This is a genomic window from Clostridium sp. D46t1_190503_E9 (assembly GCF_015555225.1).
GTDB lineage: Bacteria > Bacillota > Clostridia > Clostridiales > Clostridiaceae > Clostridium.
The window spans coordinates 113,584-136,173 of the sequence record NZ_JADNKB010000007.1 but is presented as its reverse complement, the minus strand read 5'-3'; the positions used below and the strand labels follow the sequence as shown (position 1 = coordinate 136,173).

At 29.4% G+C, this 22,590-nt stretch carries 16 protein-coding genes; 12 read left to right on the top strand and 4 right to left on the bottom strand.

The window, feature by feature from the left end; translation table 11 throughout:
• Positions 1 to 4: 4 nt before the first annotated feature.
• Entirely contained in the window at positions 5 to 280 is a 276-nt protein-coding gene (locus I2E83_RS09980; protein ID WP_195263897.1) for a hypothetical protein, read from the top strand.
• A gap of 133 nt (positions 281 to 413) precedes the next feature.
• Here I2E83_RS09980 and I2E83_RS09975 read toward each other — a convergent pair whose 3' ends face one another.
• Complete coding sequence (locus I2E83_RS09975) at positions 414 to 1,601, bottom strand: ABC transporter permease (RefSeq protein WP_195263896.1); 1,188 nt, start codon at positions 1,599 to 1,601, stop codon at positions 414 to 416.
• Complete coding sequence (locus I2E83_RS09970; RefSeq protein ID WP_195263895.1) at positions 1,594 to 2,325, bottom strand: ATP-binding cassette domain-containing protein; 732 nt, start codon at positions 2,323 to 2,325, stop codon at positions 1,594 to 1,596. Before I2E83_RS09970 ends, I2E83_RS09975 begins: the two co-directional genes overlap by 8 nt.
• Positions 2,326 to 3,036: 711 nt before the next feature.
• Between I2E83_RS09970 and I2E83_RS09965 the strand changes: the two genes are divergently transcribed.
• The 3 genes from I2E83_RS09965 to I2E83_RS09955 all read left to right on the top strand — a co-directional run bounded on the left by I2E83_RS09965 (position 3,037) and on the right by I2E83_RS09955 (position 7,967).
• Positions 3,037 to 4,086 carry a carbamoyl phosphate synthase small subunit gene (locus tag I2E83_RS09965; protein WP_195263894.1) on the top strand — a complete coding sequence of 350 codons (1,050 nt, stop codon included), beginning with the start codon at positions 3,037 to 3,039 and terminating at the stop codon, positions 4,084 to 4,086.
• A 13-nt stretch (positions 4,087 to 4,099) separates the two neighbouring features.
• Positions 4,100 to 7,306: a carbamoyl-phosphate synthase (glutamine-hydrolyzing) large subunit gene (gene carB, locus I2E83_RS09960; protein WP_195263893.1), complete on the top strand. Its 3,207-nt coding sequence runs from the start codon at positions 4,100 to 4,102 to the stop codon at positions 7,304 to 7,306.
• Between the two features lie 370 nt (positions 7,307 to 7,676).
• Positions 7,677 to 7,967, top strand: coding sequence for a hypothetical protein (locus tag I2E83_RS09955; protein ID WP_195263892.1), 291 nt, complete (start codon positions 7,677 to 7,679; stop codon positions 7,965 to 7,967).
• A gap of 161 nt (positions 7,968 to 8,128) precedes the next feature.
• On the opposite strand, the gene I2E83_RS09950 is transcribed toward I2E83_RS09955, so the two are convergent.
• Together I2E83_RS09950 and I2E83_RS09945 are read right to left on the bottom strand one after the other, a co-directional pair.
• Positions 8,129 to 10,024, bottom strand: a complete 1,896-nt coding sequence (locus I2E83_RS09950; RefSeq protein WP_195429653.1) for a glutamine synthetase — start codon at positions 10,022 to 10,024, stop codon at positions 8,129 to 8,131.
• A 272-nt stretch (positions 10,025 to 10,296) separates the two neighbouring features.
• Positions 10,297 to 12,048 (bottom strand): DNA mismatch repair protein MutS, encoded by a 1,752-nt coding sequence (locus I2E83_RS09945; RefSeq protein WP_195429651.1) that lies wholly within the window; start codon positions 12,046 to 12,048, stop codon positions 10,297 to 10,299.
• A 179-nt stretch (positions 12,049 to 12,227) separates the two neighbouring features.
• On the opposite strand from I2E83_RS09945, the gene murI reads away from it, so the two are divergent.
• From murI to I2E83_RS09905, 8 genes are all read left to right on the top strand, one after another.
• Positions 12,228 to 13,001, top strand: a complete 774-nt coding sequence (murI, locus tag I2E83_RS09940; RefSeq protein ID WP_195263889.1) for a glutamate racemase — start codon at positions 12,228 to 12,230, stop codon at positions 12,999 to 13,001.
• 202 nt (positions 13,002 to 13,203) lie between these two features.
• Entirely contained in the window at positions 13,204 to 13,473 is a 270-nt protein-coding gene (locus I2E83_RS09935) for an STAS-like domain-containing protein (protein WP_195263888.1), read from the top strand.
• 170 nt (positions 13,474 to 13,643) lie between these two features.
• On the top strand, positions 13,644 to 14,168 hold the full coding sequence (locus I2E83_RS09930; RefSeq protein WP_195263887.1) for a peptidylprolyl isomerase: 525 nt from the start codon (positions 13,644 to 13,646) through the stop codon (positions 14,166 to 14,168).
• Between the two features lie 22 nt (positions 14,169 to 14,190).
• Complete coding sequence (locus tag I2E83_RS09925) at positions 14,191 to 14,568, top strand: DUF3783 domain-containing protein (RefSeq protein WP_195429649.1); 378 nt, start codon at positions 14,191 to 14,193, stop codon at positions 14,566 to 14,568.
• The gene (locus I2E83_RS09920) at positions 14,561 to 15,241 is read left to right on the top strand and encodes a helix-turn-helix transcriptional regulator (RefSeq protein WP_195263885.1); all 681 of its coding nucleotides are present in this window, start codon (positions 14,561 to 14,563) and stop codon (positions 15,239 to 15,241) included. Before I2E83_RS09925 ends, I2E83_RS09920 begins: the two co-directional genes overlap by 8 nt.
• A gap of 138 nt (positions 15,242 to 15,379) precedes the next feature.
• On the top strand, positions 15,380 to 19,144 hold the full coding sequence (locus tag I2E83_RS09915) for a S8 family serine peptidase (protein ID WP_195429647.1): 3,765 nt from the start codon (positions 15,380 to 15,382) through the stop codon (positions 19,142 to 19,144).
• Positions 19,145 to 19,206: 62 nt separating this feature from the next.
• Entirely contained in the window at positions 19,207 to 20,628 is a 1,422-nt protein-coding gene (locus I2E83_RS09910) for a peptidoglycan-binding domain-containing protein (RefSeq protein WP_195263883.1), read from the top strand.
• Between the two features lie 134 nt (positions 20,629 to 20,762).
• Positions 20,763 to 22,538, top strand: coding sequence for a heme NO-binding domain-containing protein (locus tag I2E83_RS09905; RefSeq protein ID WP_195429645.1), 1,776 nt, complete (start codon positions 20,763 to 20,765; stop codon positions 22,536 to 22,538).
• Positions 22,539 to 22,590: the final 52 nt, after the last annotated feature.

Below are 22,590 nucleotides of genomic sequence, written 5' to 3'. Positions count from 1 at the left end.
TACTATGATAGAAAACATTAAAGACGAAGTTTTAGAAATCTATGAGACACTTATAGAAAATGGAATTATATTTTATTATGGAAGCGAAGTTATACCTACAGGAGAAGTAACTAGTTTTAATATAAATGATAACAACTATATAGAGATAGAATTAGATGATTTTGAAACATATGAGATTAGTGTAGAGGACTTTGAGGAATATCATTCAAAAGAAGGCGCTAATTATCATACTTGGCCTGATATAAGAAAATTTGATAAAAAACTAGCAGAACTTAAATAATTTATAATGGAAAATGGACAATTGATAATTAAGGACGGAATTCAGCCTAAAGCTGAATTCCTTTATTTTTTTATTTTTAATAATTCACCTTAGTGAATTATATCCATAATTATGCATTGTCCATTATCACTTGTTAATTCCTAAATATAACTTCTTCTTTAGAGAACATAAATTTAGCAAATATAATTGATGCAACTATATAAACTAAATGCCATCCAACTACTAAAGCTATATGTTTAATGTCAAATATTCCAACGGTAAATTCTTTCATTAAGCAAATTGCATTAGTTATAGGAATGTTAAAGAATGCTGGATTTATTCCTTTTGCATCCATCATGTAAGGCAAGAAAGCTAAAATCATAGTAGGCATTGTAATTGCAGCTAAATAAGAATTTGCTTCTTTAGTTGATCTTGCATAAATACTTACTGAAATTTGTAATGCTGATAATGTTACTAATACCAAGCAGCCTATTATTAACATACCTAATATAGTTGATGGTGCTAAATTAAATTGTATTTCACCTTCTCCAAAATTCATGAACTTTTGCATTGAAAATACCATAGCAGCTAAGTTAGCAATCAAAGCTATAAATGAAACTGTACATAAAGCTGTTATTTTACCCCAAAGTAATGAAGATCTCTTAGCTGAAGTTGATAAAAGTGGTTCAAATGTAAATCTTTCTTTTTCACCTGCACCAAGATCTGCTGCCATACCTACAGTAGAAGATACCATAAGAATTACAATTAATGTTGGAATCATAGTTAGAAGCATTGCAGCACCACCATTAATATCTTCATTATCAGTGTTTATTCCTGATTTAACACTAACTTCAAATGGAGTAAGTATAGTTGAGTCTATTCCTTTATCGGCTAGGCGTTGTTCAACTATAGATTTTTTATAGTTTTCATATATTTCACTAATCATGCTACTTGCAATCATAGATTTATTAGATTCTTCATCTATTAATAATTCAATAGTATCGTTTTTTCCTTGAGATATGTTTTCATCGAAATTCTCAGGAATTTTTACGATAAGCTGAATATCCCCATTTTTTAGGGAGTCTGTTGGAGATTCTGTTTCTGGCATTTTAATATTATCTAGAGATGTTATAGCTTTTGCCATAGAAGAATCCTTATCGCCATCAATATATATATTAATTTCTTTTTGTACGTCTGATTGAGTTTTCTCCATTGCAGATGACATGAATTTAAACATTATAGGATAAATAAGTATAGGGAGAATTAAAGTAAATACTAATGTTTTTTTATCCCTTACAATGTCTAATAGTTCTTTCTTTAAAACTGTTAAAAAGTTATTCATTAGACTTACCTCCTATAAGTTTTAAGAATGTTTCTTCTAAATCTTCATTATTATATTTATCTTTTAATGTACTTAATGTGCAATCTTCTATTAATTTACCCTTATTTATAATTACAACTCTATCACATAATTTTTCTACTTCCTTCATAGAATGACTAGAAAATAGTATTACTTTATTTTCGCTTTTACATTGTAGTATGAAGTCTTGTACTATTCTAGCAGCACTAACATCTAAGCCAGTAGTTGGTTCATCAAATAGCATAATAGATGGATTATGAACTATTGATCTAGCGATAGATATTTTTTGTTTCATACCTCTAGAATATTTTCCAACAGGCTTGTTTATATAATCCTCCATACCAAAGCTTTTTGCTAAATTATCTATTCTTTCATCAGCTTCTTTTTTAGTCATTCCATAAAGATTTGCAAAGTATCTTATATTTTCTCTGCCGCTTAATCTGTCATATAAGCCTACGTCTCCCCCAAATAGAATTCCTATTTCTTTTCTGACACTTTCAGGGTTTGATTTTACATCAATTTCATTAACTTTAATTTTACCTTCTGTTATTTCTAGCATAGTAGAAATCATTCTTAAAGTTGTTGTTTTTCCTGCCCCATTTTCACCAAGTAAACCAACTATTTCACCTTTATTAACTGAAAAAGATAAATTGTCAACTACTTTGGTGGCTTTAAATTTTTTACTAACATTATCTAGTTTAAGCAAATTATTAACCTCCTCATTTAATTAATGGTATTTTATATTCCATTAAGAGTTATAATATACAATATTATATCAGCAATAAAATTGATTTTCAATATAATTATAGAATATTTTTACAAATAAGTCATTGAATATAAATACGTAAATAAAAAATTCAATAGTCTAGAATTTTTATTCAAAGAAGTGTATATTTATGCAGATGTGTTGTATAATATAATAAGCAATAAATAAAACAAATACTATCTAAAATATATATCAGCAAATATGCTATTAATATGTGAAGTAAGTGAATTATAACTTAATATTTTCAATCTATATAAACTTTATTGGGGTAAGATGGAAGTTTAAAGAATCTTAGAGAATATGTGCATAATTATTAATATTAAATTCCTTGACAGATATTTATATAAAATATAGAATATTATAAAAGGATAATTAATTATCAAAAAGATAATTAAAGAGTTAAAAAGTACACTTTAAATTGGTCCTGTGAGGCCAGAAAGGGAGTATATAAATATGTTATATTTTTATTCACAAAATAATTGCATAGCTATGTCAGTAAGGACGTTTTCTAATGCTGATATTAAATATATAAGGATAGTAGGAAGAGAACCATAATTTGTTCTCTTCTTATTGTCCTTTTATTTTTAGGTAAGTAGAGCTTTTATAAAGTGTATTTTTAGCTAAATATATTTAAATTAAGGAGGGCTAAATATGAAAGCAAAGCTAATATTAGAGAATGGTATGATTTTTGAAGGCAAGGCTTTTGGATATTTAAAAGACAGTATAGGAGAAGTAGTATTTACTACAGGAATGACAGGCTATCAAGAGGTTTTAACAGACCCATCATATTATGGACAAATAGTTACAATGACCTATCCTCTTGTAGGTAACTATGGAATTAACTTAGAGGATATGGAATCAAAGTCACCGAAGGTTAAAGGATTTATAGTTAGAGAAAAATGTAATTTTCCAAATAACTTTAGGTGTGAAATGGATCTTGAAAATTACTTGAAGCAAAATAAAATAATTGGATTAGAAGGCATAGACACTAGAGCTTTAACAAAGGTTTTAAGAAATTATGGAACTATGAAAGGGATGATTTCCTTAGAAGAAGTTGCTTTAGAGGATGTTAAGGAAAGAATAAGCTCTTTTTCAAATAAAGAAGCAGTTAGTATAGTTAGCACTAAAGAAAAGTATTCTGTAGAAGGCAAAGGAAAGCACGTAGCAATAATTGACTTTGGAATAAAGGAAAATATAATAAGAAATTTTAAGAATAGAGGATGCAAGTTAACTGTATTTCCAATGAATGCAACTGCAGAAGAAGTTTTAGAAGTAAATCCAGATTTAGTGTTTTTATCAAATGGACCTGGAGACCCAGAAGATTTAGGAGATGTAATAGAAAATATAAAAAAATTAGTGGGAAAGAAACCTATAGTAGGTATATGTTTAGGACATCAGCTTTTAGCATTAACTTTAGGAGGAAAAACTACTAAATTAAAATTTGGACACAGAGGATGTAACCATCCAGTTAAAGATTTAGAAGAAAATAAAGTTCATATTACATCACAAAACCATGGATATGTGGTTGAAACTTTGCCAAATGATGTTGTAGCAACACATATCAATATAAATGATGGAACTATTGAAGGAATGAAGCATACAAGCCTTCCAATATTCTCAGTTCAATTTCATCCAGAAGCAGCAGCAGGCCCAAAAGATAGCGAATATATATTTGATAAGTTTATAAAATATGCACTATAGGAGGATTTAGGATATGCCATTAAATAAAGATATTAAAAAAGTTTTAGTAATAGGATCAGGTCCAATAGTTATAGGTCAAGCAGCTGAATTTGATTATTCAGGAACTCAGGCTTGCCAAGCATTAAAAGAAGAAGGAATAGAAGTAGTTTTAGTTAATTCAAATCCAGCAACTATTATGACTGATTCAGAAGTTGCTGATAAGATATATATAGAGCCACTAACAGTGGAGTTTTTAGAAAAAGTTATAGATAAGGAAAGGCCAGATAGCTTACTTACAGGAATGGGTGGTCAAACAGGACTTAACCTTGCTGTAGATTTATATGAAGCAGGAATTTTAGATAAATATAATGTAAAAGTAATTGGTACATCTATTCAATCTATTAAAGAAGGTGAAGATAGAGAGCTTTTTAGAAATATGATGAATAGAATTAATGAGCCAGTTATACAAAGTGAAATTATAACTGAAATAGAAGCAGGGGTTGCTTATGCTACAAATATTGGATACCCAGTAATAGTTAGACCTGCATATACATTAGGGGGAACCGGTGGCGGAATTGCCGAAAATGAAACAGAACTTAGAGAAATATTAGCTTCAGGATTACAATTAAGTACAATTGGCCAAGTTCTTTTAGAAAAATCAGTTAAAGGATGGAAAGAAATAGAGTACGAAGTAATGAGAGACTCTTATGGAAACTGTATAACTGTATGTAACATGGAAAATATAGATCCAGTTGGGATTCATACTGGTGATAGTATAGTTGTTGCACCATCTCAAACTTTATCTGATAAAGAATATCAAATGCTTAGAACTTCAGCAATAAATATTATAAATGCAGTTGGAATAGAAGGAGGATGTAATGTACAATTTGCATTAAATCCAAATTCATTTGAGTATGCAGTAATAGAAATTAATCCTAGAGTTTCAAGATCATCTGCTTTAGCATCTAAGGCAACAGGATATCCAATAGCAAAGCTTGCAGCAAAGATAGCATTAGGCTATGGATTAGATGAAATAAAAAATGCAGTAACTCAAAAGACTTATGCTTGTTTTGAGCCAACATTAGATTATGTAGTAGTTAAGATTCCAAAGTGGCCTTTTGATAAGTTTTATGCAGCAGATAGAGCTTTAGGAACTAAGATGATGGCGACTGGAGAAATAATGGCAATAGGTGCTAATTTAGAAGCTGCACTTTTAAAAGGAATAAGAAGCTTAGAAATAGGAAAATATTCTCTAGATCATCCTAAATTTAAGGAATTAAGTATTCAAGAATTGAAATCAATCGTAGTTAAGCCTGATGATGAAAGACTATTTGCTCTTGCTGAAATGATAAGAAGAGACTATAGAATAGAAAGTATCGCAAAAATAACTGGAATAGATATATTCTTCTTAGAGAAATTCAAATGGATAGTTGAAGAAGAAACTAGATTAAAATTAAGCAAGATAGAAGATTTAGATAAAGAATGGTTATTAAACTTAAAGAAAAAGGGATTCTCAGATAAAGCTATAGCAGATATGCTTAAAGTTAGTCCTGAGGATGTTTATAAGTTAAGAATGATATGGAATATCAAGCCTGCATATAAGATGGTTGATACATGTGGAGGAGAATTTGAAGCTTTATCACCATATTACTATTCAACTTATGAACAATATGATGAAGTAGAGGTATCAGATAGAAAGAAAGTAATAGTTATAGGTTCAGGTCCAATAAGAATAGGACAAGGTATAGAATTTGACTATGCTTCAGTACACTGCGTAAAATCGTTAAAGAAAATGGGTATTGAAACCATAATAATAAATAACAATCCAGAAACAGTAAGTACAGATTTTAATATATCAGATAAACTTTATTTTGAGCCATTAACTGAAGAGGATGTATTAAATATAATTGATAAGGAAAATCCAGATGGAGTTATACTGCAATTTGGTGGTCAAACAGCTATAAAACTCGCTAACTTCTTAAAAGAAAAGGGAATTAAAACTTTAGGAACTACAGCAGATCAAATAGATATGGCTGAAGATAGAGAGAAGTTTGATGAGCTATTAGAAAGATTAGGAATAGATAGACCAAAAGGTAAAGGTATTTGGAATATGGAAGAAGGCTTAGAGGAAGCTAGGGAATTAGGTTTCCCAGTATTAGTAAGGCCTTCCTATGTTCTTGGTGGTCAAGGTATGGAAATTACTCATGATGAAGAAGAATTAAAGTATTACTTAAAGAATACATTTGCTAAAGATAAGAAAAACCCTATATTAGTAGATAAATATTTAATGGGTAGAGAAATAGAAGTAGATGCCATATCAGATGGAGAAGATATATTAATTCCAGGAGTAATGGAACATCTAGAAAGAGCTGGAGTTCACTCTGGAGATTCAGTAACTATGTATCCAAGTCAAAATATTACTTCTGAAACAAAAACTAAGGTTTTAGATTATACTAAAAAATTAGCAGTAGCAATTGGAATTAAGGGAATGATAAATATTCAGTTCATAGAATTTAAGGGAGAACTTTATATTATAGAGGTTAACCCTAGAGCATCAAGAACTGTACCATATATAAGTAAGGTAAGTAAGGTTCCAATAGTAGATTTAGCTACTAAAGTTATGCTTGGACATAAATTAAAAGATTTAGGATATGGAGTTGATATATACAAGGAGCCAGAATTAGTATCCGTAAAGGTACCTGTATTCTCAACACAAAAATTACCTAAGGTTGAAGTATCATTAGGACCAGAAATGAAATCAACTGGAGAAGTTTTAGGGGTAGGAAGAAATATAAAGGAAGCTTTATATAAAGGGTTTGTTGCAGGTGGAATGTATCCTTCAAATAAAAAAGGAAAGATATTAGCGACTATAAATAAGCATGATAAAAAGGAATTCTTACCTATAGCTAAAATGCTAGCTGAAGTTGGATATAAGTTTGTTGCAACAGAAGGAACGGCTAATCTTTTAAGAGAAGCTGATATTGAAGTTGAAGTAGTAAGAAAGTTACATGAAAATGCACCTAATATATTAGATGTAGTAAAAAATAAGGAAGTAGACTTAGTAGTTAATACTCCAACTAAGGGAAATGATTCCAAGAGAGATGGATTTATTATAAGAAGGGCTGCTGTAGAAAGAAATATAGGTGTTATAACAGCTTTAGATACATTAAGAGCAATAGCTGAAGTTAAAGTTTTTGGTGTAGAAAACAAAAACTTAGAGGTTTTTGATATAACAGAATAATAATGAAGAATTAAATGGAGATCTTATGGACGTATTGTTTAATAAGATCTCTATTTGTTTTTTACTTTTAATAGGCGAAATGAAGAAGGAAACTTATGTATTTATAATTATTTATATTAAGAATGAAAAAAATAATTGTATATGGGTATACTATAATATTGGTAAACATAGTATATAAAGAATGTACGTCAACATAATAAAAGTACTTTTTATTATATAAATATTTATATAAATTTTGACAATAAAAAATAAATTTCTACAATAAAAGAGTATTTTTATAATTATTATGTAAAAATTATATACAAGTATTGACATGAAACGTATGTTCGTATAATATGAATGTAGAACTTATGTTTGGTTGGAGGGTAATATGAATAATGATATTTTTGTAAAATTAAATTATAAAACAATAGGTGAATTTAAGAGTTTAATAATAGATAGACAACATATAGATAATGAAAAAGAAAAGTATTTAATGTGTACAGGTAAATATGATAAAAATGGTTGGACTTTTATATTTAAAGCAAATAGTATGAAGGAAGCTGAAGATTTTATAAATAATAATTCATTAAATACAAAAAAGAACGTTATAAAAAATGTTCTAGATAATAATATATCATTTATGGAAAATGAAAAAATTCATATTCCTGCATGGATATAAAAGTATAAGTTAATATAAAAAAAATAAGGCAGAGGGATACTCATCAAGAGTAAACTTTTCTCTACCTTTTATTGAATTTAAAATTGTGAAGTTATTTCTCAATAAAATAAAAAAAGCTAAGCTTGTCAGCTTAACTTTTCTTAAAAATTTTTTATATAAATTTATATATCTAGTAAATTCTTTGTATAGTTAGTATAAAGATTTCTTAATTCACTCATTTTATCTTCTAATTCAAGCGATAAATCAGATGCTAGAGCATAATCTTCATTAGATAAAGCTAATTTTATACGAGTGAATAAGCTTTTTGTTGTATAAGTGTCTTTCATTATATAATGTCTTAAGTTATCTATAGTCATCCAATTTGATATATCTAAATCTAATGCATTCTCAGAGTGAAGCTTTTTAAATGATCTAACTTCAGCAGCGTGATTTAGTATAACTCTATGAACAATATCTGTAGTCCATCTTTGAATTGTAGCAAGTTTAAAGCTATTTATTAGTTTATCACTAAATACATCATTTCTTTTTAATATATTTAGTTTATTTGAATACGTATCTAATTGAATTAAGTTTTCATATACAGTAGCAGGTGCTTTACCAAAGTATTCATTTCTTTCTTTCTCTGTGTAGAATTCAAATACGTCTTCTTCACTTCTATAAGCTCTAGTTTTTTCTAAATAAGATGCATCATCACCAGGTTTTTTTGATAATTCTGCTAAAAGCTCTTCTTCAGTTTTATCATTTTCAAGAGCATATATTATTCCATCAAGCATTGACATATATGAAACAGAAAGAGCAAGATATATATTTGTATGAGGATTAGGTGATCTAAGCTCAAATCTTGTTGCTAATGGATTTGTTAAATCTCTAATTAAGCCTATTAATATGGTTCTATTTCTTGATGGATTATCAGGAGATACTCCAAGTGAAGTAACTATACATATAGGTGCTTCAAAGCCAGGCTTTAATCTTTTAAAAGCTCCACTAGTTGAAGAGATAAATGGATTCATAATTTCATAGTTTTTTAATACTCCCATTATAGCTCCATATCCTATGCAGCTTAAGAAATCTTCTTTAGTTGCATGGAATAGGTTTATTCTCTTTCCATCTTTCAATTTTAAACTAACGCCTAAGTGTATGTGCATCCCAGAACCAGCAACATCATCTATTGGTTTTGCTTTAAATGTAACATCTAGGCCATGTCTTCTGAATGTTTCTTGAGTTAATATTTTTACGAAGATTTCATTGTCAGCAGCTTGAATAGCATCTGAATATTTCCAGTCAATTTCAAGTTGTTCCATTATATGATTGAATTGTCCATTAGTATCAAGCTTTGATTTTACTCCACCAACTTCTTTATGTCCCATTTCAGGTTCGAATCCATATGATTCCATAAGAAGTAAGGTTTCCTCTAATGCAGTTCTAACAGCACCTTTAGTTCTTGTCCAATATTGTTCTTGTAATACTTGAGATGTAGATAATTCTTCTATGTGAGCTTGTTCATTTGGAGTTTTAACCCAAAATTCTAATTCAGAAGCTGAAGTTATTACAATTTCATCTATATCATCATATTCAATTCTAAATGGTTCTAAAGTTTTAGGTTTATTTTTAAAGATATCTAAAAGAGTTGATTTAAATGTATTTATTGCTGAATTAAGAATATTTCTTGAACATACTGATTTATTATTATGAATTAGGAATGAAGGGATTCTAAGAGTTCCAATAGGTTTGTTAGTTAATGGATCAATATGATCGAAATTATAGTCAACAAACCAATTAGCATTAATGTCTGCTACCATATCTACTTTTGCATCATTTAATGTTGCGATCCCAGGAAGTACAACTGAAGAACCATCTGTTTGAATAGCTACTCCATTTAAAAATGAGTCAATATCATCTAAAAATAATCTTGTTGGAATTTTTTCATCAGTATCATTGCCTGATAAATCTATTCCAACGATAGATACAAATTTTATTTCAGGATGGTCTTTAAAGATTCTAAATAAGTCTTCTTTATTATGCTTTGATTTTGGTATTGTAAAAATTAAATCTTTCATAAAATCTTCCTTGCCGAAACTTAACAAGGAAAAGTCACTTCCTTTCTGCTTTAAATCGAATATTAAACTGGTCTAGACGTCATAATATTCGTAAAATTCTTTAATTTATAAAGCAATTCTATTATATACATGATATGATGTCAATAATTAATTTAACAAAATAATGTAAGAATAATATTAGAGAGATATATAGGATTTTTAAATAAAAATATGCAGGCTTGTTATATCTTCAAGTGAAGATATAAAAAAACAAACCTACATACTTATATTTTTTATTTAGAAGAAATATCTTTAATTGAATCATTTATTATCTCATTAGGATAGCCTAAATAGGATAATAGTTTTATGGCATTTCCTGTATTACAAATGCCTTCTTTTAATTTAAAATCAAAAATTAAACCTTCATTTTCATCAACATCTTCACAAAAATAATATTTTAAATATTTATCATTACAAGTTTCGGCTAATTCTAAATCATGTGTTGCAACAATTGAAAGTGCATTTCTATTCATAATATATTTTAAAATCTGTTTAGATGTAGCTATTCTCTCAATTGGGTTTGTTCCTTTAAATATTTCATCAATTATGCAAAATGCAGGTACTTCTTCTTCTAATGAATTTAAAATTCTAAGAACAGCATTACATTCTTCTAAATAATAGCTAGTACCAGATAAAACATCATCTGAAATACTAAGTGATGACATAACCCTAAAGAAAGAAGCATTATAATCATCACATAAACATGTATAAATAGATTGAGCTAATAGGATATTTAAAGCTAGAGTTCTCATGAATGTAGATTTACCAGACATATTTGAACCTGTTAAAATAACTCCCTTGTTATTTAAATTTATACTGTTAGGAATACCATTCTCTAATAATGGATGACAAGCATTTTCTATTTTAAATAAATTATTTTTATTATCAGTAAAGTTAGGTAAACTATAATTTTTTAATTTAGTTCTATAAGAAGATACAGAGATATAAGCTTCTATTTTACCAACTAATGCATAGAGTTCTATTAACTCTTGTCTATTTTTCTTGATAATATTGATTATAGAGTAGTAAGATCGTATTCTAGTTAAAAATAAAGCATTTATTGTTTCTATAAATATATCTAAAGCTCCTTGAGAATAGATAAATAATGTCTTTTTATCTATTTTAGAAAATAGATCTACTCTTTCTTTTATTTTGTCTATTTCGTCTTTTAAAGTAGGATCGTCAATTTTAGATAGTTCCTTAGAAGCTCTAATAAAGTTACCTAAATATTGAAGTGAAGTAAGTTCATATTCTATTTCAGATGCTGTTCGTAGTGAAATGAACATGTATATGGCGAAAATTCCTATAAAGGTTGGAATTTTATCAGCGCCATCAATAATAAACCAAACTAATGTTACAACTGAGCTTAAAGCTATTAGATTGTATAATAATACCTTTGATTTATTTACAACTGTTTCTGTATTAAATAAATTAAATATCTCACCTTTTCTTTGTTTTCCTAAATTAGAAAATATCTGTTGTATTGTACTTCTTAGATTTTCATCATTTTTAAATTTTTCTATTATTTTATTTCTTTTTATTAATTCAGCACTATTAGTTTTTGGTGTTCTTAAAATATAATATAGCATTTGTTCGCCTAGAGTTGATGAACAATTGCTTATTTTCTTAAAGACCTCATCAATATTTAAATCATGAGCAGTTTGATCATCTATGTCATGAAAGGTATTTTCATTTAAAGATTTAGGACCATATTCATAATAAAATTTATGTATCTTATTAAAGTCAAATTTAGAATCATATGAATCTGGCCAAGAGGAGATTAAGAAAATTATTTCATTAAACTTTCTTGATTTATCAAAGAGTTTAGAAGAGATAACAATAAGTATAATAAAAAGAAAAATTCCTATTTGATATATTCTGCCTCCTAACTGTGTTCCTAATTTAAATGTAAAATAAATAGTAGCTATAGACAAAGCTACAAAAATGAATGTAAGATACTTATAAATTAATAACTTTCTTTTCAAAAAACCACCCCTATTATATTAATTGTATTATTTATTATAATATAACATAGATGGGAAAAATAGTATTTGAAAGTGATTTATAAATGTATAGAAGTTAAATAACAATATAAATCTGTAGATTTATATTAAATAAAGGTATAAAATAAAATATAGAATTAAAGAAAATGGAGTGAGATTAGGTGGACAATAAGAATAGGCCAATAGGTTTTTTTGATTCAGGAGTAGGCGGATTAAGTGTAATGAAAGAAGCAATGAAAGTAATGCCGAATGAGAACTATATATATTTTGGAGATTCTAAAAATGCACCTTATGGAGTAAAGAGCGTTGAAGAGGTTAGAGACTTAACATTTAAGGCTGTAGAATTCCTATTAAATAAAGGGGTTAAGGGCATAGCTATTGCTTGTAATACAGCAACTAGCGCAGCTGTTGCAGATCTTAGAAAAGTGTATCCAGATTTACCTTTGGTAGGTATAGAACCTGCATTAAAACCAGCAGTTGAACTTAACAATGATGGAAATATATTAATCATGGCAACATCAATGACACTAAAAGAAGAGAAATTTAACAAGTTAATGAATAGATATAAGGATAGAGCATCAATAGTTCCTGTACCATGCCCTGGTCTTGTAGAATTTATTGAATCTGGTAAGTTTGATGGGGAAGATGTTGAAGCATATTTGTTTGAAAAAATGAATACATACAATGATGGTAAAATATCTTCTATAGTTTTGGGATGTACACATTATCCATTTATAAAAGACACTTTAACTAAGATTATAGGAAAGGATATTACTATAATAGATGGAGGACTAGGAACAGCTAAAGAGTTAAGGAGAAGGTTAAATGAGAAAAACTTATTAACTGAGTCAAAGGAAAAGGGAAACGTTGAAATATTTAACTCTTCAAATAAAAATGAAGTTATAGATTTGAGCTATAGATTATTGAATCAATAGAAAAATCTTTAACTGAATCTAATAAAAAATAAAAATATAAATATTAAAGATAATAATATTAGACTTATAGTTTTATTCTATAAGTCTAATATTTTGAAAATATTTGTTAAAATGTTGACAAAATTCCTGGAAATTGATATATTATATTAAAGGGAGTTTTCAGAAAATTTAAACAATTATAAAGTACTGGGGGGTATGTTTTATGGAAATTAAAATAAAAGATGTATTGGGAGAAGATATAACTATAGAGGACGCTATTTTATTAAGAGAAATGATTAGAAATAGTATAAATATTGGAGTATCCCTTGATTTTGAAGGATTTGAGAGAATCCCAACTACTTTTTTAAATGTTTTACTTGGTGATTTAATAAATAAATTTGGGAGAGAATTTATTTTTAAACAAATATATGTTAAAAATTTATCAAATTATACTGATTATTCTAGGGTAGTTTTAGGTACCTCTTTTCAATAAAGCATAGAGAAATCTATGCTTTTTTTATTAAATAATATATAATTACCATAAGAAGAAAAAAATATATAACTCCAGTTTTAAATTATAAGTGGATATATATATAACTTTGAATTTATAGATTCAAATATGACAATAATAATAGAAGATTTAATTTTGAAAGGAGATTTATTATGAAAAATCCAATAGTAACTATAAGTATGGAAAATGGAGGTGTTATAAAAGCTGAATTATATCCAGAAATAGCACCAAATACAGTAAGAAATTTTATAGACTTAATAAATAGAGGTTTCTATGATGGCATTATATTTCATAGAGTAATACCAGGTTTCATGATTCAAGGGGGATGCCCAGAAGGAACAGGTATAGGTGGACCAGGTTATAGCATTAAAGGCGAATTTTCTAGAAATGGATTTAAAAATGACTTAAAGCACTCAAGAGGAGTTCTTTCAATGGCGAGAACTATGATCCCTGATTCTGCAGGTAGTCAATTCTTTATAATGGTTGCAGATGCACCTCATTTAGATGGACAATATGCATCATTTGGGAAAGTTATTGAAGGAATGGATATTGCAGACAAGATAGTAAATTCAAAGAGGGATTATAGTGACAAACCTTATGAAGATCAAAAGATATTAAAAATGACAGTAGATACTTTTGGAGAAACTTATGATGCTCCAGAAATAATAGAGGATTAATAGAGAGTTTAGGAGGGGTTATATGCTTGACAATAATAAGTGTATTTTAGTTTATAATGTTCCTGAAAGAGAGTTAAATATTTTAAAAGAAGAAGGAATTAGGCTTTTAGAAATATCATCAGAAATGGTTGAAATGACTATTAGGGATATAATAAATGGATTAAAGTTCGAGACATTTAATTCAAATCCACGAAGAGAATCTGTTATTCTTTTTAATAATTTTTCTGATGAAGAGCTAAAAGGAACTATAAGAAGTATTAGACAAAAATTCAAAGGCGGAATATTAGCAACAGTAACGCCGACTTCAATGGAGTGGAAATTTAATTATTTAGTAGAGCACTTAATTGAAGAAAGAGAGTGGTACTTAAAACAACAGAAGGGAAGATCTCAAAGTGAGTAGAGTTGGGGAAAAGATAAAAGAGGCTCGACTTAAAAGTGGAATGAGCCAAAAGGTATTAGCTAAAAAGTTAGGTGTAGCAGAAAAATTTATAAATGAAGTTGAAATGGGAAGAAGAGTAGCTCAAGAATCTTTAATTGAAAAAGCATCAAAAATATTAAATTCTGATTTTAATGATGTTAGTATGGTTGTTACTGATGAAGCTTTAATTGAAGAAAGAAAAGCTATGAAAGAAGTTAAAAATAAGACTTTTAAAGGAAATATAGAAAAGGACGAGGTTTGGACTAATGCCTTTTCATCTGTTTTAAAGAATGTTCCTGTTCTAGATTATTCATTAAAAAATAATAAGGGATTTAAAGAATTACCTATACACTCAAATAAAGTTGAAGGATATTCTCAAGATAAGGTTCTATACTTAGAGATTCAAGACGATGAGATGTCTGGATTTAGAATGTTAAAAGGAGATTTAGCTTTTGCTACTTTAGTAAAGGAAGTAAGCAATAATGGAATATTTTTAGTTGAATATAAAGGGAAAAGAGCAATAAGACAAATAAAGAACTTAGGAAATTCTAAAGTCTTATTGGTTAGCAATGCAGGAAGTCTATTAACTGAAACTATGAATCTTAACGAGATTTCTGTATTAGCGAAATTAGAGAGAGTAGAAATAAAGTTATAAATAAAAAGTTGTTTTGGATTAATAAATTCAAAACAACTTTTTTTTATAATAAAACTCATCAATATATAAAACAAATTACAATTTAGGTTCCCACTTTACAAAAACAATACATATATTGATATAAACAAAATTTGTGAGGTGAGAACTATAGAAAACATAAATCCAAATAAGGTAGATGCAGGATTAGGACTTATACAAAATGTACCAAAGAATGTATTGAGTAAATTAGGAATAAGCTATGGTACTAGTTTTTCAGAGGGAAGTACAATAGAAGTCACTATAATATCTGGAGATAGTCCTGAGAATGTAACTAAAATTGTAGAGGACTTAGGAGGAAGATATGAAAATTTAGGTTTTGGATTTGGAATAGTTAATATACCTGTTGAAAATTTGTGGAGATTAGCAAATAGCAATTCAATACAATATATAGAGTTACCTAAAAGCTTATATACTACAGATGCTCAAAGTAATAGGGCTGCCTGTGTAAATACAGCTAGAGAGAGTTTTAATATTCAAGGTGAAGGAATTTTAATTGGATTTATAGATTCAGGGATAGATTATACTCATCCAGCATTTAGGAATGAAGATGGAACAACAAGGATAGATTATATATATGATTTAAGTGATAATGGGAAAATATACAATAGGGAGATTATTAATACTGCGCTTCAAAATCCGGATCCATTTTCTGTAGTTCCTTCTTATGATAATACAGAACATGGAACTCATGTTGCTGGGATTGCTTGTGCTGGAGGAAATATAAATCCATCCTTTTATGGGGTAGCCCCCAAAAGTTCAATTGCAATGGTTAAATCTACTAGAGGCCAATTTGCACTTAGTACTAATATAATGAGAGGATTAAAGTTTCTTGTTGATAGAGGTAAGGAATTGAATAAACCATTAGTAGTTAATATAAGTTTAAGTACAAATGATGGAGCTCATAATGGTACAAGTCTTTTAGAGCAATATATATCAACCATATCAACATTGGAAAGAATTACAATTGCCATTGCCGCTGGAAATGAGGGAGATGCAGCTCATCATGTTGGTGGAGAGCTTACAGGAGAAAAAAGAATCTCTATAAATGTAGCTGAGGATGAACCTGCCGTAGTATTAAATTTATATAAATCTGTTTTATCCAATATAGCTATAAGAATAACAAGCCCCACTGCAGCGACAAGTGGAGAGGTAGTAATAAGGGAAGGCTATACTGAAGGAATAATAGGAAGGGATAGATACCAGGTTTTTTATACTGGGCCTAAACCATTTGATTTAATAGGAGAAATATCAATTGCATTACTAACAAATAGTCAATATATATCATCAGGGCAGTGGGAAATTAGATTATCATTACAAAATGAGTATAAGGGTATGTTTGATATGTGGTTGCCAATATCTGAAGGATTAAATATTAATACAAAGTTTTTACAACCAACTGTATTAAATACACTTGGAATTCCTGCAACAGTAAGCAATATAATTGCAGTTGGAAGCTATAATTATGTTACTAATAATATATCTTCTTTTAGTGGAAGAGGAAGGCCAGCAATATTTCAGACAATAAGACCAGATTTAGTAGCTCCAGGAGAAGGTATTTCAGCACCAACTCCAAACAGGTCATTTGATACTAAAAGTGGTACATCTATGGCTACTCCACATGTAGCTGGAATTGCAGCATTAATGATGGAATGGGGAATATTAAAAAGAAATGATCCATATCTATTTGGTGAGAGGTTAAAGTATTATTTAGTAATTTCAGCTAAGAGGCCAAGAACTGATGTAATATATCCAGATCCGAGTTGGGGATATGGTCAGGTATGCTTAAATGCAGCTATAGAAGCTATAATAAATAATATTGGTTTTATAGGATCTAGAAGTAGTAAATTATATAGAAATGATGGCGTGAATAGCATCAATGAAGATTCGGATAGTGATAATGAGGCAGATGAAGATTCGAATAACATAGTGAATATAGATAATAAAATCAAAAATAGTGATGAAGATGGTAAAAGTGAAAGTTTAATTAATAGAATTTTGGAGGAGAAGGAAGTGGATGTAAAAAGCAATGATTACAGGCAGCCAAGTATATACAAGGACTTTGAAAGAGAAACATTTCAAAACTATAAGGATTATAACGAGGTGGTAGGTTTTATAGTTGAATATACATCAAGAGAAGAATTATTAAAGATAAATAATCTTCCAGATGCATCAGTTACAATATTAGATAATAACTTTGCTATAGTTTATATACCTTTTAATAGAATTTTAGAAGTAGAGCCATACGTCAAAGATATAGTTTCAATAGAGGTACCAGTAATTTATACATTAGAACAATCCTCTCCAGTAGAAGCTAGTGGTGCTCCTCTGTTTCATAACAATCCATTTCTAAAATTAAATGGAAGAGGGGTTGTAGTAGGTATTGTAGACACAGGTATAGATTATTTAAATAATGAATTTATGAGGGAAGATGAAACTACAAGGATATTAAGGATATGGGATCAGAGCTTAAATGGCGAGAGTGATATTTATGGCGCTAAGTTAGGTGTTGAATATAATAGTGATCAAATTAATCAAGCTATACAAGCAAATAAGAGAGGAGAAGATCCATATGCCATAGTTAAAACAAAAGATGATATAGGACATGGAACTATGGTAGCTAGTTTAGCTGGAGCTAGAGGAATAAATCCTGAAGTTATGGGAGCAGCCCCAGATTGTGATTTTGCAATAGTTAAGTTAAAGCAGGCACCTAGCGTTATATTAGATTATGCAGGAGTTAGCACTCCAGGAACAGGAAGATATGCAACTGTTGAAGTATTATTGGCTGTAAGATATTTATCAAGATTAGCAAGTGATATAAAAAGGCCGATGGTAATATGCGTCCCTCTTGGAAGTAATACAGGAGCTCATGATGGAACTAATGCTATTGAAATAATAATGGCAAATACAAGTAGCCAATTGGCGGTTGCATGTGTTACAGGGACTGGAAATGAAGGTGATACTGATACTCATACAGAAGGTAAATTTGATAAGCCAGGTCAAATAAAGAATATAGAAATTAGAATAGGTAAAGGCCAAAAAGACTTAAATTTTCAAATATATATTCAGCAACCAGATAAAGTTTCACTAGGAGTGGTATCTCCTTCAGGTGAAGTTGTTGAAAAGCTAACAGTAAGATTAAATAAAGTAGAGAATATAAGTTTTGTTTATGAAGGTACACGAATGAGAATTTCTTATATTTATCCAGATCCTGTTACTGGAGATGAGATAATAAGCGTAGAAGCAAGGGGACTTAAGGAGGGAATATGGCAGTTTAGGCTTTATGGTGATTATATAGTTGATGGAAGGTATTGGAGCTGGTTGCCTCAAAGAAGCTTGTTAGACCCTGATACTAAGTTCTTAAGTCCAAGTCAATATACAACATTAACGGTTCCTGGAACGTCAAGAGGGGCAATAGTAGCTGCGTTTTATAATCAAAATAATAATGCAACCGTAGGTCAATCAGGCAGGGGATTTACAAGGGATGGAAGAGTAAAACCTGATGTTGCGGCAGGTGGTATAAATGCGGTAGTTACAATGCCAGGAGGTGGAACTAGAGTAGTAAGTGGTTCATCTGTTTCAACAGCTATTACAGCAGGTTGTTGTGCATTAATAATGCAATGGGGAGTTGTAGATGGAAATGATCCTAATTTGTATGCAACAGAAATTAGAACTTATTTAATAAGGGGAACAAGTATGAGGGTAGGAGATATATATCCAAATGAACAATGGGGGTATGGAGCAGTAGATATGAAGGGAGTGTTCGATTCTATAAGAGAAAATCTAACTGGTGGTGTTAGTCAAACAAGAGATAATGAAGAATATAGAGTGGGGAATCTATTTGTAAGCAAACCAACAGATATATAAAAGAACCAAATTGATGGCAAAGGCATATATTGATTAAAGGAAAAATATTAAAGGAGAAATGTATGGCTCAAAAAGGTAGATTAAAGGTACAATGTTTTGTTAATGAAACTTATATACCTATTGAAAATTCAAGGATAGTTATAAGACCATCGATTGGGAGTCCAGAAACAAATGATATAGTTTTAACTACTAACTCTATGGGAGAATCAGAAATAATAGAATTAGATGCACCTCCTTTAGAATACTCACAACAGCCAACAGGACAGGTCCCATATAGTATGTATGATATAAGAGTAGAGAGGGAAGGATTTCAAAGTATATTAATAAATAGGTGTCAGGTTTTTCCTGATGAATTGGCTTTACAGCCATGTAATATGATTGAATCTTTAAATAGAGCATACAGAACTGAAACTATAAATGTTCCACCTAATACATCAAATATTTCGCCAACTGGACCAAATGTATCACCGACAACAGGAAATATTAATGAAGTAATAAATATAGGTCCAAATGTTTTAAATGGAAATTATCCAGAGAAAATACCTGAAGAAGAAGAAAAGCCATTGCCACCTCCAACGAGCGGAGTTGTTTTGCAAAAACCAGTTGTACCCGAATTTATAGTTGTCCATGCTGGAGGCCCCAATAATACATCAGCGCCTAATTACAGAGTTCCTTATAAGGAGTATATAAAAAATGTTGCATCATGTGAGATATATTCAACTTGGTCAGAAAATACAATACGTTCAAATGTTTATGCTATAGTTTCATTTACTTTAAATAGAATATATACAGAGTGGTATAGAGGTAAGGGAAAGAATTTTGATATAACAAATTCTACAGCATATGATCATGCATTTACTTATGGAAGAAATATATTTGAAAGTATTAGTGAAGTAGTAGATGATATATTTGCAACTTATGTAAGAAGGATGGGAAGAAAGCAACCGCTATTAACCCAATATTGTGATGGTAAAAATGTATCTTGTCCAGGTTGGATGACGCAATGGGGAAGTAAGTATTTAGGCGATCAAGGTAAAACTCCATATGAAATATTAACGAGCTTTTATGGAAGTGATATTGAATTAGTTACTGCAGAGCAAGTTAAAGGAGTACCAAAATCATATCCTGGATATGATTTAATAATAGGGTCATCGGGAGTAGAAGTTAGTACTGTACAGGAATTTTTAAACAGAATATCCCAGAACTATCCTCTAATTCCTAAGGTTGCCCAAGATGGGATATATGGAGCTAATACAGCAGAGGCAGTTAGGGTTTTCCAAGGAGTTTTCAATTTACCTAAAACTGGTGTAGTTGATTATGCAACTTGGTATAAAATATCAGATGTTTATGTAGGAGTAACAAGAATAGCAGAATTAAGGGGAAGTGCAAGAAGTGTTCAAAGAATATTTGTTCCTCCAAGGTCTTTTGATAACTACTATGATCCTACAATTCCTAAGTTTGATTACATGGATGATATGGTATGATAAGGAGATGAATTGGAATATTTCCAATTCATCTATTTTTTTCATAAAAATAGTTATATAATGAACATGAATATATAAGTTTTTTTATTACCTACAACAGAGCGGATACATATTTAAAATTAAGGGGGACAGTTATGAAAGGTACAGTTGTTTCTACATGGCTAAGGACATGTAGAGATTTATATGGAAATGAAGTTATAAATAAAAGTTTAAAATCAGTAAATTGGTCAGAAAACATAGTGTTTACACCGTTAGAAGATGTAAATGATCCACAGATATTTAATTTAATACAGACTATAGCAGATAATGTAGGTACTTCAGTAAATGAGCTGTGGCAAGTCATTGGAGAAAATAATCTGCAGAAGTTTTCAGAAGATTATCCTATATTCTTTAAAAGAGTAAACTTATATAAGTTTTTAGATTCACTTAACTTTATACATTCAATAATAATGAAAAAGATAAGAGGTTCTAGGCCACCTAAGATGCATTTAGAGCCAATATCAAATAATAGTATATATCTTACATATAAATCTGATAGAGAATTATTTGATTATTTCTTAGGTTTGTTAAATGGAAGTGCTAAACATTTTGGTGAGACTATAGAGATTAGAGAAGTAGAAAGAAAAAAGGGAGAATTAAAAGTACATATTAATTTTGGAAATACAATTCAACATAGTAAGAGGTACATATTCAGTAATAGTTTATCAAGAATAGGATTAAAGAGTTTGGAATTAAAGATGACAGTTCCAATATTTATAATTACTACTTGTATTAGTATATTACTTGCAGGATTGTCAAAGGGATTAATTATTGGAGTCATTTCTGGAATTGTATCTGCATTTGTATGTTATATGACAATAAAGCCTTTAAATGACATAATAGAAAATATAGAAAATAATAATTTTGAGGCTGTAGATAGAAGTATTTCTACAAATGATAAGCTTGAAAAAATATATAAGGGAATATCAAAGTTAAAAGATAATATTGGTAAAGATTCAACATCAGCTAGTCTTGCGGCTAATGAATTATCAACATTTACCAAAGCGATGCATAATACAACAGAAAAAATGAGAAAAACTACAGAGGAAATATCTAGTTATTCAGAACAAGTTTCAGAGTTAGCAATGCAACAAGAATTAAGTACTGAAACTCTTGTAAAGCAAACAAATGAAAATATTTTAGCTTTAAAAGATCTTGTAAAGACCGAAGATAAAAATAAAAATGAATTAGATAAATCTGTTGAAAAAATTAATCAAAGTCATATAAATGTGGACAAGTCAAGTGAAGCTATAAAAGAATCATTAAAATCATTTATGGATGTAAAGGAAAAGGGGAAAAATCTTCAAAGAAAAGCAGAAGATATTACTAATATAGTATCTTTAGTAGCAGGGATTTCGTCTCAAACTAATCTTTTAGCATTAAATGCTTCAATAGAAGCTGCAAGGGCTGGAGAGCAAGGACGAGGATTTGCTGTTGTAGCGGAAGAGGTAAGAAAGCTTGCAGAACAATCACAACAAGCTGTTAAGGATATAAATAGTAATTTATCGTTCTTTGCAGAAGAAATTAATTCATTAGTAACAAGTATAGAAAGCCAATATAATATATTGGAGCTAGAAACAGATAATTTAGAGAATGTTAGAAAGATAAGCTTAGAAGCTAATGAGTTGATTAAAGTTGTATCAAATGAAACTAATAAATCAATAATCCAATTAAATAATGAAGTTAAATCAGTAGAAGAAATGTTTAAAACTATTGATTCACTAGCTTCTATTGCAGCAGAAAATGCAGCATCATCTCAACAAGTTAACCAAGATATAGAAGAGTTTACTAGAAATATTCAGGATATGATAGATACTCTCCAAAAAATTAAGGATGTTGGAGATAACTTTGAAAATGATGTAAATATATAATTAAAAAATTACACCCCATGGACTCAATTTTTGAGGCTGGGGTGTTTTGTTT

Bases quoted from the DNA above. Each gene is read 5' to 3' on its own strand.
- I2E83_RS09955 (WP_195263892.1), top strand. From the start codon at position 7,677: ATGAATAATGATATTTTTGTAAAATTAAATTATAAAACAATAGGTGAA.
- I2E83_RS09980 (WP_195263897.1), top strand. From the start codon at position 5: ATGATAGAAAACATTAAAGACGAAGTTTTAGAAATCTATGAGACACTT.
- I2E83_RS09975 (WP_195263896.1), bottom strand. From the start codon at position 1,601: ATGAATAACTTTTTAACAGTTTTAAAGAAAGAACTATTAGACATTGTA.
- I2E83_RS09935 (WP_195263888.1), top strand. From the start codon at position 13,204: ATGGAAATTAAAATAAAAGATGTATTGGGAGAAGATATAACTATAGAG.
- I2E83_RS09965 (WP_195263894.1), top strand. From the start codon at position 3,037: ATGAAAGCAAAGCTAATATTAGAGAATGGTATGATTTTTGAAGGCAAG.
- carB (WP_195263893.1), top strand. From the start codon at position 4,100: ATGCCATTAAATAAAGATATTAAAAAAGTTTTAGTAATAGGATCAGGT.
- I2E83_RS09905 (WP_195429645.1), top strand. From the start codon at position 20,763: ATGAAAGGTACAGTTGTTTCTACATGGCTAAGGACATGTAGAGATTTA.
- I2E83_RS09950 (WP_195429653.1), bottom strand. From the start codon at position 10,024: ATGAAAGATTTAATTTTTACAATACCAAAATCAAAGCATAATAAAGAA.
- I2E83_RS09925 (WP_195429649.1), top strand. From the start codon at position 14,191: ATGCTTGACAATAATAAGTGTATTTTAGTTTATAATGTTCCTGAAAGA.
- I2E83_RS09930 (WP_195263887.1), top strand. From the start codon at position 13,644: ATGAAAAATCCAATAGTAACTATAAGTATGGAAAATGGAGGTGTTATA.
- I2E83_RS09910 (WP_195263883.1), top strand. From the start codon at position 19,207: ATGGCTCAAAAAGGTAGATTAAAGGTACAATGTTTTGTTAATGAAACT.